Source organism: Conexibacter sp. S30A1 (assembly GCF_023330665.1).
Taxonomy (GTDB): domain Bacteria; phylum Actinomycetota; class Thermoleophilia; order Solirubrobacterales; family Solirubrobacteraceae; genus Palsa-465.
Map to the genome: position 1 here is coordinate 1,562,096 of NZ_CP097127.1, position 16,055 is coordinate 1,578,150.

General features: G+C 63.6%; 13 protein-coding genes and 1 pseudogene. 4 read left to right on the forward strand and 10 right to left on the reverse strand.

Features of this window, described 5'->3' with window-relative positions; genetic code table 11:
• Positions 1 to 19: 19 nt before the first annotated feature.
• Both M3M54_RS07790 and M3M54_RS07795 read right to left on the reverse strand, forming a co-directional pair.
• Complete coding sequence (locus M3M54_RS07790) at positions 20 to 1,162, reverse strand: ATP-NAD kinase family protein (RefSeq protein WP_249021601.1); 1,143 nt, start codon at positions 1,160 to 1,162, stop codon at positions 20 to 22.
• A 4-nt stretch (positions 1,163 to 1,166) separates the two neighbouring features.
• The gene (locus M3M54_RS07795) at positions 1,167 to 2,549 is read right to left on the reverse strand and encodes an aminotransferase (RefSeq protein WP_249021602.1); all 1,383 of its coding nucleotides are present in this window, start codon (positions 2,547 to 2,549) and stop codon (positions 1,167 to 1,169) included.
• Positions 2,550 to 2,726: 177 nt separating this feature from the next.
• Between M3M54_RS07795 and M3M54_RS16925 the strand changes: the two are divergent.
• Positions 2,727 to 2,972: pseudogene (locus tag M3M54_RS16925) on the forward strand ((2Fe-2S)-binding protein); the annotation flags it as partial.
• A gap of 102 nt (positions 2,973 to 3,074) precedes the next feature.
• Entirely contained in the window at positions 3,075 to 4,487 is a 1,413-nt protein-coding gene (locus M3M54_RS07805; protein WP_249021757.1) for an NAD(P)/FAD-dependent oxidoreductase, read from the forward strand.
• A 1-nt stretch (position 4,488) separates the two neighbouring features.
• On the opposite strand, the gene M3M54_RS07810 is transcribed toward M3M54_RS07805, so the two are convergent.
• The 6 genes from M3M54_RS07810 to M3M54_RS07835 form a co-directional block, all read right to left on the reverse strand.
• Positions 4,489 to 5,664 (reverse strand): FAD-binding oxidoreductase, encoded by a 1,176-nt coding sequence (locus M3M54_RS07810; protein ID WP_249021603.1) that lies wholly within the window; start codon positions 5,662 to 5,664, stop codon positions 4,489 to 4,491.
• Positions 5,645 to 6,454 carry an SDR family NAD(P)-dependent oxidoreductase gene (locus M3M54_RS07815; RefSeq protein WP_249021604.1) on the reverse strand — a complete coding sequence of 270 codons (810 nt, stop codon included), beginning with the start codon at positions 6,452 to 6,454 and terminating at the stop codon, positions 5,645 to 5,647. The genes M3M54_RS07810 and M3M54_RS07815 overlap by 20 nt, the downstream gene beginning before the upstream one ends.
• Positions 6,451 to 7,395, reverse strand: coding sequence for a dihydrodipicolinate synthase family protein (locus M3M54_RS07820; protein WP_249021605.1), 945 nt, complete (start codon positions 7,393 to 7,395; stop codon positions 6,451 to 6,453). Before M3M54_RS07820 ends, M3M54_RS07815 begins: the two co-directional genes overlap by 4 nt.
• 75 nt (positions 7,396 to 7,470) lie before the next feature.
• Positions 7,471 to 8,223 (reverse strand): amino acid ABC transporter ATP-binding protein, encoded by a 753-nt coding sequence (locus M3M54_RS07825; RefSeq protein ID WP_249021758.1) that lies wholly within the window; start codon positions 8,221 to 8,223, stop codon positions 7,471 to 7,473.
• A gap of 26 nt (positions 8,224 to 8,249) precedes the next feature.
• On the reverse strand, positions 8,250 to 9,278 hold the full coding sequence (locus M3M54_RS07830) for an amino acid ABC transporter permease (RefSeq protein ID WP_249021606.1): 1,029 nt from the start codon (positions 9,276 to 9,278) through the stop codon (positions 8,250 to 8,252).
• A 57-nt stretch (positions 9,279 to 9,335) separates the two neighbouring features.
• Positions 9,336 to 10,277 (reverse strand): transporter substrate-binding domain-containing protein, encoded by a 942-nt coding sequence (locus M3M54_RS07835; protein ID WP_249021607.1) that lies wholly within the window; start codon positions 10,275 to 10,277, stop codon positions 9,336 to 9,338.
• Positions 10,278 to 11,081: 804 nt separating this feature from the next.
• Between M3M54_RS07835 and M3M54_RS07840 the strand changes: the two genes are divergently transcribed.
• Positions 11,082 to 11,720 (forward strand): cyclase family protein, encoded by a 639-nt coding sequence (locus tag M3M54_RS07840; protein ID WP_249021608.1) that lies wholly within the window; start codon positions 11,082 to 11,084, stop codon positions 11,718 to 11,720.
• A gap of 112 nt (positions 11,721 to 11,832) precedes the next feature.
• Here the strand turns inward: M3M54_RS07840 and M3M54_RS07845 are convergent, their stop codons facing one another.
• Together M3M54_RS07845 and M3M54_RS07850 are read right to left on the reverse strand one after the other, a co-directional pair.
• Complete coding sequence (locus tag M3M54_RS07845; RefSeq protein ID WP_249021609.1) at positions 11,833 to 13,425, reverse strand: FAD-dependent oxidoreductase; 1,593 nt, start codon at positions 13,423 to 13,425, stop codon at positions 11,833 to 11,835.
• Positions 13,426 to 13,456: 31 nt separating this feature from the next.
• A complete protein-coding gene (locus M3M54_RS07850) occupies positions 13,457 to 14,443 on the reverse strand; it encodes an APC family permease (RefSeq protein WP_249021610.1) in 987 nt (328 codons plus the stop codon).
• Between the two features lie 59 nt (positions 14,444 to 14,502).
• On the opposite strand from M3M54_RS07850, the gene M3M54_RS07855 reads away from it, so the two are divergent.
• Positions 14,503 to 15,930, forward strand: a complete 1,428-nt coding sequence (locus M3M54_RS07855; protein WP_249019252.1) for an IS256 family transposase — start codon at positions 14,503 to 14,505, stop codon at positions 15,928 to 15,930.
• Positions 15,931 to 16,055 lie beyond the last annotated feature (125 nt).

The following is a 16,055-nucleotide window of genomic DNA, read 5'->3' on the forward strand; positions in this document are numbered from 1 at the left end:
CACGTTGCTCCAGTCGTCGCTAGCTCGAAACGGTCATGATGATCTGCTGCCGTGGTCCAACACGCACTCGGATGTAGCCACTTAGATGCTTGTCAAGCACTGGGTCGCCGGTGTCTACCCATAGCGTCGGGGGAGTCAGTGCGAGCAGCTTGTCCGCCGCACTCAGAACCGTGATCCTGTCAGCCCCTACGCGGGACAGCACAGCCGCCGTGAGCTGCCGGTTGCCGCGACCGAACAGCATTCCTTGCCCTCCAACCAGTCCCACCACGAGTCTTGAGTCCAAGTGAGTATCGAGCAGTGCGAGCGTCTGGGACTCGGTGAGGTCTTTGCCGACGACCTGCCCGTCCAGTACCGCGTCAACGCCCAACAGCGTGCCGCGCGCGCCGAGTGCAGCAAGCACCATCGCTGTCGTGCTGCCCGGTCCGAACAGGTAAAGGCAGGAGGGCTCGAGCGTGTCAGCAATCTCTCTGCAGAGTGCTTGAAGCTCAGCCCCGGGTTGCGCCGGTGAGCCAGCCTTCGTCGGTAGCACCAGTCGCGGAAGATCAGGCACGCGCACGCTCCCGTAGAGGATGCTGGCGACCCGTCCGTCGCGAGCCGCCTGCTCATCCACATCCGCGATGTCGGCGCCGCGCAAGGGTAGGCTGGGACCGTTTCGCAAAGCCGCTTCCGCCGCTCGCGCTGCGGCCTCCGGGCTGTGAGCAAAGACGCCTGAATGCATCTTGACGCCGGCCGGTATTCCCAGCAGGGGAAGCTGGTCCCCGATTGCATCGTGGATGTCCCGTGCGGTCCCATCTCCACCAGCAAACAGGAGCAATCCGACGTCTGCGTCACGCATGGCAGTGGCGGCGACTCGAGTGTCGAGTGCCGAAGTCTCGGATGGGGCGGACCTGCTGGTGGCTTTTACCGAGAAGCCAACCCGGCGCGCAAGATCGGCACCCATTGCGCCGGGTGCCGCGAGCAACTCAGCAGGTCCGACGCGTGCCGCCAGTGCCTGCAGTGTTCGTTCCGCTCGGAGCGGCGCCTCCGGCCTGGCACCACGGGCACGGGCCTCGGCAACGGTAGCTGCGCCGTCGCTGCCCTTCAGCGCGGCCGGCCCACCGATCCCCGCAAGCGGGTTGACGATGATCCCCAGCCGTGGACGCGCCGCGCCAGCCTTGACCATGAGCTCAAAGTATGTCCGCGGCGACGACGTCGGCTGCTTCCCGTGCGACGGCGACGATCTCATCGATCTCCGTCTCTGTTATCACAAACGGCGGAGAGAACGAGATCGTGTCGGAGTCGGGCAGCGCCCGCGTGATAACTCCGCGTTCCAAGCACTCGGCGTCTACCCGAGCAGCCACCTTGCCGATCGGATCGAACAGCTTTGTCGGGCCGGCGCCCGCGGTGAATTCTACGGCTGCTATCAACCCATGCCCACGTACTTCGCCGACCATTGGGTGGTCCTGGAAGGCTGCGCGAAGCTGGGAGTTCAGATATTTTCCGCGCTCTCCAGCCTGGCTCACCAGGTCGTCACGCTCAATCAAAGCAAGATTGGCGAGGGCACAGGCGGCAGCCAGTGGGTGGGAGGTGTAGGTGTAGCCGTGTCCGAAGGCCCGCTCACCGCTTTCGTCAGCCAGCACTCGCCAGACCCGCTCTGAGACCACACACGCGGATAGGGGGAAATAGGCTGACGTGATGCCCTTAGCGACGGTCACCAGGTCCGGCTCGGCGCCCACAAACTCGCTGCCGAACCAGGTCCCAAGCCGCCCGAACCCGCAAACGACCTCATCTACGATAAGCAGAACGTCGTGGCGCCTGAGAACTTCCTGGATAGCTGGGAAATAGCCCTCGGGTGGGACGATCACCCCCCCGGCCGCCTGAACCGGTTCGGCGATGAACGCCGCCACCGTCTCTGGACCCTCGGCAACAATGAGCGCGTCGAGGTCGGCTGCGAGTCGAGCCACAAAATCCGCGTCGCTCTCGTCCACTCCAGCCTCCCTTAGGCGGTATGGAGACGTGGTATGAATGATTCCGGGCATCGGCAGGTCAAAGCCAGAATGCATCGCTTGAAACCCTGTCAGGCTGCCTGACGCGATCGAGACGCCGTGATAGCCGCGGTCTCGCGCGATGATCTTCTTCTTGGCTGGGCGGCCGAGGAGGTTGTTGAAGAGGCGCACGAGCTTGATCTGGGTGTCGTTGGCATCCGAGCCACTGGTCCCGTAGAGCACCTTCGACATGTGCCCTGGAATCAGCTCGATCAGGCGCTCAGCAAGCAGCGCAGGCGTGTCCGTCGCCATCGATGAGAATGAGTGGTAGTACGGCAGACGCAAGGTCTGCTCGTGGAGCGCATCCGCGATCTCGCTTCGGCCGTAGCCGATGTTTACGCACCAGAGTCCGGCCATCGCGTCGATGTAGGCGCGGCCGTCCTCGTCGTATACCCGCGAACCGGATCCCCGCACGATCATCCGGCGTGGCCCGCTCTGCTCGTGGCGCTGCAACACACTGAACGGGTGCATCACGTGACGGCGGTCGATGTCGCTTCGGGACTCGGTGTGGGAAGAAATGCTCATGGTCCTCTTCGTTGGTGCTCGGAATGCGGTCGGTCGCCCGGTATGCGAACTCTGCCACATCGAGCTGGGTTTTGTCCAGAGCGGGAGGCGCTCATCCCGTTCCCGTGCAGAGTCCAGCTTGGGACCAAGCGTGGCACCGTGCGCGCAAGCCGTGCGCTTGCGCGCTATACGTACACCATGAACGCGAACGTGAACGGGGCAGATCGACCGAGTTTTGACTTCGACGGGAGGGCAATCCCGGTGGCACCGGGCGCGACGATCGCCGCGGCGCTCATCGCGGCAGGCGAGCGGGTGCTGCGCCAGAGCCGCCTCGGCGACCCCAGGGGGGTGTTCTGCGGCATGGGTATCTGCCAAGAGTGCCTTGTTACGGTCGATGGTAGACCCGGGCAGCGGGCCTGCATGACGGTTGCAAGGCCAGGAATGCGCGTGAACCGGTCGCCAGCCTTGGTGCAACTGGATCGGACGCCACCGATGGAACCGCAGCCGACCCGTGGAGGTGAGGTTAGCTCGCCGCCAAATGCTTGCATGGGTGGCGCCAGCGACAGGGGTGACGAGACGCAAAGCTGTGATCTGCTTGTCGTTGGCGGCGGGCCCGCCGGGCTCGCAGCGGCCGCCCTGGCTGCTGAGGCCGGGCTGCGTGTCGTCCTACTCGATGAGCGTACAAAGCTCGGTGGGCAGTACTTCAAGCAGCCGGCTGGCGTTGACCCCAGAGTTCCGTCGGACCGCCAATTTGCTGCTGGCCGCGCCCTGATTCGTCGCGTGATAGATGCCGGAGTCGAGGTTCACAGCGAGACCTGTGTCTGGGGAGCTTTTGGGCTCGATGCAATCGATGCGGTTTCGCCACGCGGTCGCCAGCGATACTCGTGCCGGGCGCTGGTGCTAGCGCCCGGTGCCTATGAGCGGGGCGTTCCCTTCCCGGGCTGGACCCTCCCCGGCGTGATGACCACCGGAGCCGCGCAGACGCTCTGGCGAAGCTACGGCGTGGCGCCTGGTAAACGCGTGCTGGTCTCCGGCAACGGGCCGCTGAACATGCAGGTGGCAGCTGAACTCACGCGCGGCGGCGCCAGCGTTGCGGCTGTCGTGGAGCTGGCTGGCGCACCGTTACCTGCCCGCGGTCGCGCACTCATTGCTATGGCGCGAGCAGCTCCAAGCCTGGTGCGCGCTGGGCTGCACTATCGTGGCGTCCTCGCGCGCGCGCGCGTGCCCGTGATCTACGGGGCCACGATCGTTCGGGCGGATGGTGGTGGTCACGTACATAGCGCCCAGGTGGCAGGTGTCGATTCGAGCGGGCGCCCCGACCTGAGCAAGCTACGTCATTTCGAGGTGGACGCCATCTGTCTGGGCTTCGGCTTCATTCCATCCACGGAGGCGGCGCGCTCGCTTGGCTGTCGCCACCAGTTCGCCGCCGGCTTCGGGCACCTCCAGACGGTCGTAGACGCGTGCGGCGCGACATCTGTGGACGGTGTCTGGGTGGTTGGCGACGGTGCCGGCATCCGCGGGGCGTGGCATGCCCAGGCGCAGGGTGAGCTGGCTGCGCTTGACGTGCTCCGAAAGCTCGGCGTGAAGCCCTCCGGTGACTCGCTCCAGTCCAAGGCCGAGCGAGCCGTAGCCCGACAGAAGCGTTTTCAGGAGGGGCTCGCCAAGGTCTACCATGCGCCAATTCTCACTGACCAGCTAGCCGAGCCAGATACAGCAATCTGCCGCTGCGAGGGCGTCACACGGCAGGCTGTCTCGCGGTCACTGGCAGACGGAGCGGGACACGCTGGGACCGTCAAACGTGAGACACGCGCGGGAATGGGACCTTGCCAGGGGCGCTACTGCGGTCCGGTGATTGGCGCAATGGTGGCACGGAGCCTCGGTGAGGAGCCCGGCGAGATGTCGGGGTACTCGCCCTCACCGCCAATGAGGCCCGTCGAGATCGGCGCGGTGGTTCGCTAAGTCAGGGTGTGAAGGCGGAAAGGTCTGTCTCGGGTACTTGGCCCCGCACAAGTTGTGCGAGTACACGGCCAAGCAGGGGACCCGCCGTGAATCCCATGTAGGGGAAGGAACCAATGAACAACCCTGGGGCACCGGGGAGCTCCCCGATCAGCGGCAGCCAGGTGGATGTTGCGTTTACATAAGCTGCCCACGTACGGATCAGGCGAGCGTTCGCGATCTCCGGCACAACGCGCTGGGCGACCGCGAGGTTGCCAAGCAGCGAGTCGCCGCTGACCTGTGGGTGCCCGGCGCGCACGCTCGCTGGCCACCCACCGCCGATCAGAATCGAGCCGGCACGTGCCTGCTTGAGAGTCAGCGGCTGACCTGCGTAGTAGATCAGGTGGCCGATCAGTGGGGCCACAGCCTCAGTGACCGATGCCTGGATGGGTTCGCCGCCAACGGGCGCACAGCGGGCATTAGCCAGCGCGAGCACGACACTGGCCTCGGTGCCTCCGCAGCTGATCAGTTTCTTGCAACGAATCTCGCCCGCTGAGGTGAGCGCCGTGAATCCCCCGTCGGTTCCGTCGAGCGCGCGCAAGTCCGTGCGAGTGAGAATCCGTGCACCGTTTGCCATTGCTGCCTTGGCCAGCCCAGCCGTCGCCAGAAGTGGGTTGGCCTTGCCTTCATTAGCGCAAAACTCGCCTCCCACCATCCCAGGAGCAAGGTACGGCGCCAGCTCACGCAGGTCGGTCGCTGAAAGCAAACTCGAATCAATACCTTGTTCGTGCTCGATAGCCACCTTTTGCTCGATCGCATGCATCTGATCGTCGTCGTCAGCAACCAGGATCCCTCCGGTCAGCGAAACCTCAAGATCCGTTCCGAGCTCATCACTGAGCCCTCGCCACAACCTGATCGACTCGAGCAGAAAGCGGGTCGCGGGAGCATACGCCCGTGCCCAGCTGACGCCGCGCTCCACAAACGGTGCGTGCTGAAGCTGTGCATGCAGACTACCCGCGTTGGCGCCGGACCCGGCCGCGCCGATCTCTCCGCGCTCGACTACCATGACGTCGATCCCGGCTCGGGCGAGATGCCAGGCAGTGGCAGTGCCTGTTATGCCAGCGCCGACTACCAGTACCTCACACTGTCCGGAGCGCGCCTCGGCCCGCTCGCGCGTCGCGTCAGCGGATGTAACTTGCACCGTTGACGTCCAGTGTGGCGCCGCTGAGGTGCCGCATCCTTCCTGCCGCCAGAAACGCCACCAATTCGCCTATCTCGTGAGGAGGGACCCAGTCGCCCATAGCAAGTGTCGCGGTGACCGCCGCTTCGCCACCCAAGCGTTGCGCAGAGACCTCGGACATCTGTGTGCGTACGATCCCTGGGGCAATCACGTATACCAACAACCCATCCTTCGCGTGAGCGCGTGCCAGTGTCTGCGCCAGCGACTTGACGGCTGCTTTTGACGCAGCATAGGCAAGCAGATCGGGATTGCCTGAGCCGCGCTGTGCCGCCCAGCTGGATAGCACGATCAGAACCCCGCCACCGCGTGCGACAAACGCTCGTGCGGCAGCGCGCATGAGGTTTGCCGTTTCGATGACATTGACGGCAAGCGTTCGCTCCCAAGCCTCATCCCACTCCGCGTCTGTAGAATCCAGTGGAGAGTCCAGCATCACGGCCGCGTTACAGACGATTACATCGATTGAACCTCGCCAGTCGCAAGCCAGTCGCCACAGCTCTCGTCCGGCACCTGCACGCGCCAAGTCGAGCGACACGAGATGTCGACGGTTCTCTGGAATCGCGCTCGTGGCGTTGTGGGCACCTTCATGGTCTGCGTTGTATGCGGCGATCACCGCGGCACCTGCGTTTCCCAGGGCGGACGCGATCTCCGCACCGATACCCTTCGACGCACCGGTGACCAGCACCGTCCTGTTGGTGAGATCGCTCAGCCCACGTGAGCCATTTCGCTCGGCTCGCCCGCAATCAGCACTCATCGCGTAACCGCAGCTCGCGGTGCGAATCGGTCAGCGAGCTCATCGAGCTGCTCCAGGAGAGGCCGGATCCTCTGCACACGCTCCTCTCCCTCCCCACCAAGGCTCGTGAACTTCGTAAGCGGCGGACGCACATCTCCAACTGGGTATCCGACCAGAGCAGCCAGCGCCTTTGAGTAGCACTGATGCCCATAGGTAGGATGGCCTGCAGCGATGATCGCGTTGACTTCGTCGAGCTTGCGCTGGATCTGCTGGGCCTCTTCGACTCTGCCGGCGGTGAGCAGGTCCCAGATCACCGATGACGCCCGTGGAGCGTAGTTTCCGAACGGGTTTACGTAGCCGACGGCGCCGAGCAGAAACGATTGGACGATGCGCTCACCCGCGAAGACCTGCATCACCCCGTCCGTCGCCTCGATCACGTCGTAGACACGGGCTACGTCAAGGCTCGCCTCTTTTATGTACCGCACGTTTTCAAGTGAGGCCGTGAGGCGCGCCACCAGCGCGGCCGACATGTCGACGTTGCACGTGACCGGATTGTTGTAGAGCATGATTGGCACGGTCACGGCCTCAGAGATCGCCCTGTAATAATCGAATATCTCATCCTCCGTGGGCGTGTAATAGTACGGTGGCACCACCATCAGGCCATCGGCGCCTAGCTCCTCGGCCTCACGGCTGTACCGGACCGCATTCGGCGTGTACGCGTTCATAGTTCCGACCAGCACCGGGACGCGGCCTCCAACGTGCTCCACGGTTGCCTTCACGAACTCGGTGCGCTCGGCATCCGATACGGCAAGGAACTCTCCGGTCGAACCAAGGATGATCAGTCCTGGCACACCGGAGGCGAGCTGCCAATCCAGGAAACGACGGTGGGCTTCCAGATCGATGGCGGCGCCGTCGTCGGTGAACGGCGTGATCGTCACCGTATAACTACCCCGGAATGTCATCAAGGCTCCTTATGGCCGATAGTTTGATTGAGAAGGCGATAGTGGGCTGAAGATCGGAGACCCAACGAGACGGCCTCACAGGAGACGCGCGAGAAAACGCTTGGTTCGCTCGTGACTCGGGGCCGTAAGGACTTGGCTGGGCGGGCCCTGCTCGACGATCACGCCGCCATCCATGAACACCACTCGGTCGGCTACGTCCCGCGCAAACGTCATCTCATGTGTGGCCACCAGCATTGTCATCCCCTCATGGGCGAGTTTGCGCATTACGTCCAGGACTTCCCCAACGATCTCTGGATCAAGTGCCGAGGTGGGTTCGTCAAACAGCATGAGTTTCGGCGACATCGCCAGCGCCCTGGCAATTGCCACGCGCTGCTTCTGGCCGCCAGACAACTGGCGGGGGTAGGCGTGTGCCTTTTCGGCTAGGCCAACGCTCTCTAGGAGTCTGCCCGCGATGGCGCGTGCTTCGTGCTTCGACATACCCGCTACCTGGATCGGTGCTTCGGTCACGTTCTCCAGCGCCGTCTTGTGATCGAACAGGTTGAAGTGCTGGAAGACCATGCCGATGGCAGCTCGCTGTGCGGCAAGCTCGCGCGGTGGGAGTGGGACGAGCCGACCGCGGCGGGTGTACTGCCCGAGCAGCTCTCCCTGCAGGATCGCGCGCCCTTCGGTGGGCACCTCCAGGTGGTTGACGCAGCGCAGCAGGGTCGTCTTGCCTGAGCCCGAGGGGCCGATAAGACAGACCACCTCGCGCGCTGCGAGCTCCAGGTCGACGCCGCGCAGTACGTGGTTGTCGCCAAAGCGCTTATGGATGCCGCAGAGGCGAAGCAGTGGCTGTTCGGTCGCGGAGTGCGCGCTCACGAGCCTAATCCCGAGCGTTGACCGGCTTGCGCAGCAGCCGCTACATCGCTTGCGGAGCCCATCCTTGCCCCCGGGCGAAGGATTGAGGTCAGATTGCGCCCGAACCGCGTCCTGAAGCGTGGCGGCGGCGTGCGCGTCGACCCGCGATCAAAGTGGCGCTCCAAATAGTACTGCCCGACTGAAGCTACGGTGGTCATCGCCAGGTACCAGATACAGACCACCACTAGGAGGGGAATCGTGTTGAACTGCGCGGAGTAGATGAGTTGGGCTTGGTAGAGCAACTCCTTCATCGAGATGACGCTGACCAGGCTGGAGTCCTTCAACAGTGCAATGGCATTGTTCCCGGTTGGAGGGATTACCACCGGCATCGCCTGGGGTAGGATGATGCGCCGCATCGCACGCCTGCGGGTCATGCCCAGCGCAAGTGAAGCCTCCATTTGACCTTCGTCCACTGACAGGATCCCGGCCCGCACGATCTCACACATGTAGGCGCCCTGGTTGAGTCCCAACGCCAGGACCGCCGCACTCGTGACCGTTATCAGCGAGTTGGTGTTCCACGAAAAGAACGTCGGCCCTCCAAACGGAATGCCAACCGTGATCCGCTGGATGAATGATGCGAGGTTGTAGAGAAAGATGATCTGGACGAGTAGCGGCGTCCCACGAAAGAACCACAGATACGCCGATGCCGCGGCATTCATGACCGTACTCGGAGAAAGCCGCATGAGCGCCAGGACTACCCCGATGCCAATGCCGATTGCCATGCCTGCAACTGTGAGTTCGAGTGTGGTCAGGGCTCCTGCGAGAATTGCGCCGAAGGTCAGGTAATGAGCGACGGTCCCCCACTCGATCGTCTTGGAGGTGACAAGGATCCGCACCACGTCAACCATGACCACCAGAACCACAGCGCGTGCCATCCATTTCAGCACCATCAAGAGCACGCCTGCGGGCGTGTTCTTGGGCCGACGCTCGACGTGACCGTCGAGCGTCGGCACCAAGGCCTGCGAGTTAGAAGCGGAGTCGTCCATCGTCGATGGCTTCTAGCCCACGACTGAGGGTTTCCCTAGCTCCTTGGGCTTTGTGTTCTAGCGGTAGATGGTCGCGTGCTTGACCAAGCCGTACGTGATCGACCACTTCTTCATGATCGCCTTGTACGCGCCGGACCGGATCAGCGCGTTCATCGCGTTCGCAATCGGCTTGCTGAGGCCAAGTCCCTTGGTCACGCCGGCACCCTCGGGGACCGGATCGAAGTTCAGGGGCTGTAGCACGAACTGGTGCGCAGTCTTCTGAATCAGGTACGACAACTGATCTTCGGATGAGGAGTAGACCTGTACCCGGCCGCTGCTCACAGCCAGCTCCGCCGCTGAGTCAGAGGGGAACGACTGGACTTTCACGGCCGGCTTGCCGAACCGCTTGCAATTGATCGACTCAATCTGCTGAATGAAGGCGGAACCCTCAATCACGGCGACCGTGTGGCCGCAGAGATCAGCCGGCTTCCTGATCTTGATCGAGCTGCCCTTCTTGACCGCAAAGCCAGTGCCGACGTTGTAGTAGGTGATGATGTCGATCTGCTTCAACCTCGCCGGCGTCTGGATGAAGGAGGTAAACGACGTGTTGTACCGTCCGTTCTGCAAGCCGGGAACGAACTCCTCGAAGTTAGCGGACGTCGTCAGCTTCCACTTCAAGCCCAACTCCGCGGCGACAGCGCGGCCCAAGTCGATCTCCCAGCCGACATTGACGCCGTTTATGACCTGCTCATCCGGAGGCGCATTGTTGTAGGTGATGTCTTCGAGGCCGACGGCCCGAACCTTTTTTGGCACGCTCGCCGCCAGCCGAGCGTTGGTCGTAATCTTGTGGCCAGCAATAGTTACGCTGTAATGCGCTGCCTTCGCGTGGGCAGCGGTAGCCCCGAAAGCCATTGTCGCTAGAGCCACGCCTGCCAGTGCCGCGACTCTCGCTCCTGCGCCTCCAGCCGTTCGGCTACGGCACACCGTCCAGTCGTGCGCTTGACCCTGTCGATCCTCCATTAGCACTCCTCCTTTCAGGGGCGCTTGGCCCCTCCAAATAGCGCGGTCGCCTCTCTTCCCTGCGACCCGTACCCGGGCTGCTGCCCGATCTTCCGCTATGCTCGCATACCGAGCGTCTGGACGCAAGACGAGCGCTGAGGATTCTTGGCCTTCGGCTCTGCGTGTCGTTGCCGATGAGAGAGGGACAGCACCAAATTGGAAGGAATCGGGAGAGATTGCCGACCAAGCCAACATCAGCCGCTGTCGCTGGTGTACGGTGGCCACGGCTGCACCCGCCCGGAAAGCCCACTTTTGGTTGAGCTGCGGGAGAGCGTGGCCCCCTCCCACACCGGGGCCCTCAAGTGCGGGTGGGGAGGCCGCTCACCCGCGGGCGGATCATGATTGGCTCGTTAGAAACTCGTAGAGGGCCACAGCTTGGTCGATCTTAAGCCGAGGGCGAATCGAACCACGCTGGCGATCGCGCAAGCACTCCCGAGACCACCGTCTCGATGTTCGGAGGCCCGCGGGCGCGCTCGAAGTAACTTTGAATATTCCGTTCGCCTGAGCTTGGAGGTTCGCGCCCTGAGAACTCGCGCGCGCGGGCGCCGACGACCGGTGCCAGGAGCCGCGAAGGCACTCAGGATTTCTGGCAAGATTTGCCGCTCCTACTTAGTTTGGCCGCCTGAACGGACGAGCCATTGGATCCGCGCTGTAGTCGGCCACGACCACGACGGGGCGTGCAGTTCAGTCTGCCGTGGGGAACCGCAAACCAGGTTCGAGGAAGCTGCTTGCGATGTCATGCCGTTCAACATAAGAGGAGAGCTGATGAATGTCGTCGACCTGACCCATGCCTACGGAAACGAGATGCCCGTCTACCCCGGGTTGGCGTCACCGAGCTTCCGTGACCTCGCCCAGGTCGAGAGCGACGGCTACGCGATTTCCGAGTGGCGCTTCGTCAATCACACCGGAACACACATCGACGCCCCCTCGCACCTGGTCGCCGGGGGGAACAGCCTGGACGCGATTCCGCTCGACCGGCTCGTGACCGAGGCGGTCACGATCGACGTTTCTCACCGCTCCCCAGGAGCGATCTCGCGAGCAGAGCTTGAGCCACTAGCCAGCGCAGTGATGGACGGGGATGTCGTCCTCTTGCACTCAGACAACGCGCGGCGCTACGGCACCGAAGCCTATTGGACCGGGTGGAGCTTCCCTGACGAGCATGCGTCTCAGTTCCTGATCGATCTTGGCGTGTCCGCGATCGGCTTCGATGGCCCGTCGGCCGACCCCGTCGACTCCACTACGTTCCCACTGCATCACCTGTGGCTCGGCGCCGGCCGGCTGATTCTGGAGAACCTCACCAACCTCGGTGAGCTTCCACCACGCACTCGGATCGTCATAGCTCCGATGAAAGTGATTGGTGCGAACGGGTCCCCCGTGCGCGTATTTGCGCTGCCCGAAGGATGAGTCACGCCCGGTGCTCGGTAGCGCGGCGAACGTGGCCCCAGAAGCACGAAACGGCAACATGAGCGCCGCGCCGGGCGTAGGCGACACCGACCCGCCGGGTACACGTTTTCGCTCAGAAAGTCCCGCCGAGTGAGGCGCCGGCGGCGGCAGCAGCAGCCCCCAGCCCGGCAATACGGCCAAACGTGATCGCTAATCCCACGGTGGCTCCCCCGGCCCAGTAGGCTTGGCCGGAAGGCGAGGCAACGCAGTTGCCGGCGGCGTAAAGTCCCGGTATCGGATCGCCGTCACTGCTGATGACCCGTGCCGCGCAGTCAATTACCGGCCCGCCCTTCGTGTCGAGCGTCCCTGGAGCTAGGATCATCGCGTAGTAGGGGCCAGTCGACTCGAACGGATACATCGTCGGGTGGCGATCATTCCCGGGGCGGGCCGGCCCGCTGAAGAACCGCTCGATTGCCTTCTCGCCGCGATGGAACTCCGGATCGGAGCCGGTGCGTGCGTAACTGTTGAAGCGTTCGACTGTCCGCTCGAGCTCGGCCCCGAACCCCTCTGCCAACCGTATGCCACCGGACGCCACTCCGAGCGCCATAAGCCGCTCATCCAACGCGGCGGCGAGCTTCGTTAGTGTCGGCGCCTTGAGGATGTGACGCGCCTCGACGTCAACTGGGAGGATGGGGTTGCCCGAAGAATTGTCCCCGTAGAATCGCGCCGTCGCGTGGTCGTAGATCAGGAAGAGGCGCGCATTCGGGTAGCCGCCGTATGCTCCGTCCCATTCGAAGAAGGCCTGCGTTAGGTCGTTGTACATCGCCTTCTCGTTCACGACTCGGCGTCCTTCACGGTTAACAATGATCGCGCTGTCCCCGTGTACCTCAGTGATACTCGCGTTGGTGCGCGCTTGCTCGGGCGTCAGAGCCTGCTCAAGTTGTATCGGCGCCATCCAAGCGCACCCCATGTTGGCCAAGCGGGCGCCGACGGCGCCGGCGATTGATACGAAGTCCCCCTCGTTCGACGGCGCGGCCGCGCCATGCAGCAATGGGGCCGCAAAGCTCCGTAGCATTAACTCGCGGTTATGAGTGAAGCCGCCGCTCGCGAACACCACGCCACCGCGGGCTCGGAAGATCCGCTCCTGACCGCGCTCGTCCGCGACCACACCTACGGCGCGCCCATTTTCCATGACCAGACGCACGGCCCGGCATCCGGTGCGGACAGCAATGCCGCGCGACCGGACCGCGCGCTCGAGGTCCTCGACAAACTCAAACCCGGTTCCGCCGGTCGGGCTTGAGCGTGGCCGGGGCATTACCACGCGCCCGTAGGGCGTCTCGTCTTCGGCAAGCTCTGCGTAGTAGTCAGGGATGTCCGGCCGGTGATGCGGCTGCAGTGCTCGCATCCGAACAAGAAGCTCCATGGCGTCGCAGGCCTCGTCGTAGAACGTCTCGATCAGCCGAAACTCGTCCGAAGGCAGGCCGAGATGAGTGGACTCGGCGTCGTATACGTGCGGACGCGCGAGGCGTGCCATATACCTCAACGCGGCAGGCTTCGGATCACTGAGGCCACTGTCCCGCAGGAGCGGGTTGTTTGGGATCCAGATCCAGACGCCTGCTTTGCGCGTAGTCCCGCCGACTTGCTCTGCTTTCTCGAGCATCATGACTGATGCGCCGCGCTCGTGAGCGGCGAGCGCGGCCGTGAATCCGGCCGCACCGCAGCCCACTACGACAACGTCGGCGGCGCCTTGCTCCGTGCTACAGGGTGGCATCGCCCGCAGGCACTACATCCGTCAGCGATTGCTCTTTGCTCTCCGTGGCAGCGCTCACGAAATCCAACCCGCTGCCTCGCCGCTTTAGCGCCCAAGCGCCCAAGAGCACTAGCAGCAAAACGGCGCCGACCAGATAGGGCTCAAGGCTGAACGGAAATGGCGGACGAGGGAACAACGAGGCGTAGAACGCGTAGCCGAGCAGCACCAGCGCGATGACTGGGACGACCGCTGACGCCATCCTCACCAATCCTGAGCGGGTCACGGCCCAGGCTCGCTCGCGGCGGTCCACGAGGATCCCGATGGCAAGCAGCCCGTAGATGAGAATCAGGCCTAGCGTGTTGGCGCCAGCTAGGACACCGATCATGGTGGTGACGTTGGTCCCCTCGCCGACCGCCCCTGCTAGCACCAACGCAACGAGAGAGGCAAACACGATCCCTATAAACGGCGTCCCAAACCGTGCATGCCGACGCGCAAACACGCCCGGCGCCTGCTTGTGGCTTCCGATCTCGAACAGGATCCGTGAAGTCAAGGACATGAGGCCAAGGCCGGACGAGAAGGCACTGACTACGACCATGGCGTCGACTATCTGAGCCCAAGCCGAGCCTGCGTATAGGCCAACGATGGTGTCAAGCGGCGCCGCGTCCGCCGCCCATCTTGAGGAGTGGGTCACGCCGTACCCGACAGAGAGCGCATAGGTACAAAGGATGAAGAACAGCGCCGCGCCGATGAGCGAGAAAACGATCGCACGTGGTATCACGCGCGCCGGGTCACGGCTATCACGTCCTAGGGCCGCCGCAGCCTCGAAGCCGGCGAAACCCGCAAACCCATAGATCATCCCGTACCCGATCCCTGACAGGCCCTTAGGCGAGAGCGAGGGATCAAAGGGCTTCCAGGACAGTCCGTTCGCCCCGCCCTTGGCCAGAACGTAGACCATCAAACCTCCCAACGTCGCCATCGAAACCAGCTCGAGCACGACGAGCAGCCGAACGGGATCGTCACAGGAACTGTGTAGGCATCAGCGAAGGAGATCGCATGCCTACCACGACGAAGACCATGAGCAGTGATGTGTTGTTGGCCCAGCCCCCGTTCGGGGTGATGTCTCCCGCGCCTGGGTTGGGCGGGGAGGAGCGAAGCGACGAGCCGCCCAACCCAGGCGCGGCGCGGCCGGTGCCGGGGCTCGAGGAGGCGGTCGAGCGCGCGATCGCGCGTCGGCGGGTCCGTTGCGCGGTTGGGGGCGTTGAGGAGTCCTTGATCTCCGACGAGGTGATCGACGAGCTGCTGGCTGGCGCCAGGACCGAGGAGGAGATCCTTGGGTCAGGCGGGGTTCTTGGCCGGCTGACTAAACGGCTGGTGGAGCGTGCGATGAACGCGGAGCTGACCTGCCATGTCGGCTATGAGCCCCACCAGGAGCCCGCTGGCGGCGCGGCCAACCAGCGCAACGGGACGAGCGTAAAGACGCTCGTGAGCGATCACGGCAAGATCGTGATCGACGCGCCCAGGGACCGGGCAGGCACGTTTGAGCCGCAGATCGTCAAGAAGCGTCAGCGGCGCCTTGCCGGGATCGATCAGAAGATCCTCGCGCTCTACAGCCGTGGCCTGTCGACCCGTGACATCGAGGGCTACATGCAAGAGCTCTACGGCACGGGTGTGAGCCGTGAGCTGATAAGCCGCGTGACCGACCAGGTCGCAGACGACGTGCGTGAGTGGGCCAAACGGCCGCTTGAGACGATCTACCCCGTCGTGTTTTTGGACTGCATGGTGCTCAAGATCCGTGATGGTGGCAGCGTCGGGCACAAAGCGCTCTACATAGCGCTCGGGATCACCCTGGACGGCGACCGGGACGTGCTCGGCATGTGGTTTCAGGAGACGGAGGGCGCGAAGTTCTGGATGCAGGCGCTCAACGACCTGAAGACCCGTGGTGTGCGCGACATCCTGATCTGCTGTGTCGACGGGCTCACAGGGTTCCCTGAGGCGATCGAGGCGATCTTCCCGAAGACCACGGTCCAGACATGCATCGTGCACATGATCCGCTCAAGTCTCAAATACGTGCCCAGACGCGACCGTGAGCAAGTCGCCCGCGACCTCAAACCGATCTACACCGCGATCAACGCCGAGCAGGCATGGGCCGCACTGGAGGCCTTCGATGAGAAGTGGGGAGCGCGCTTCCCGATCATCACCCGGCAGTGGACCGCCGCCTGGGAGCACATCACACCGTTCCTCGCCTTCCCCGCCGAGGTCCGCCGGATCATCTACACCACCAACGCGATCGAGGCGCTCAACCGGCAGCTACGCAAAGCCATCAAAACCAAGGGCAGCTTCCCCAACGAGGACTCAGCCCGCAAGCTCGTCTACCTCTGCCTCCAGAACGCCGTCCCGCAATGGACCCGCTGCCGGAACTGGACAGCCGCGCTGCTAGCGCTCAAGATCCACTTCGGTGACCGGATCCCGGACGCAAGCTGACCACCACCCATTGACACGACGAGAGTAACTGTTAACCTGAAGAAACCACGCTTACACAGTTAACGTGACGCCCTCAGCCGAACTGATGGTTTCACCCCGACGAAGTTAACCGTCGTGGCCAGGAT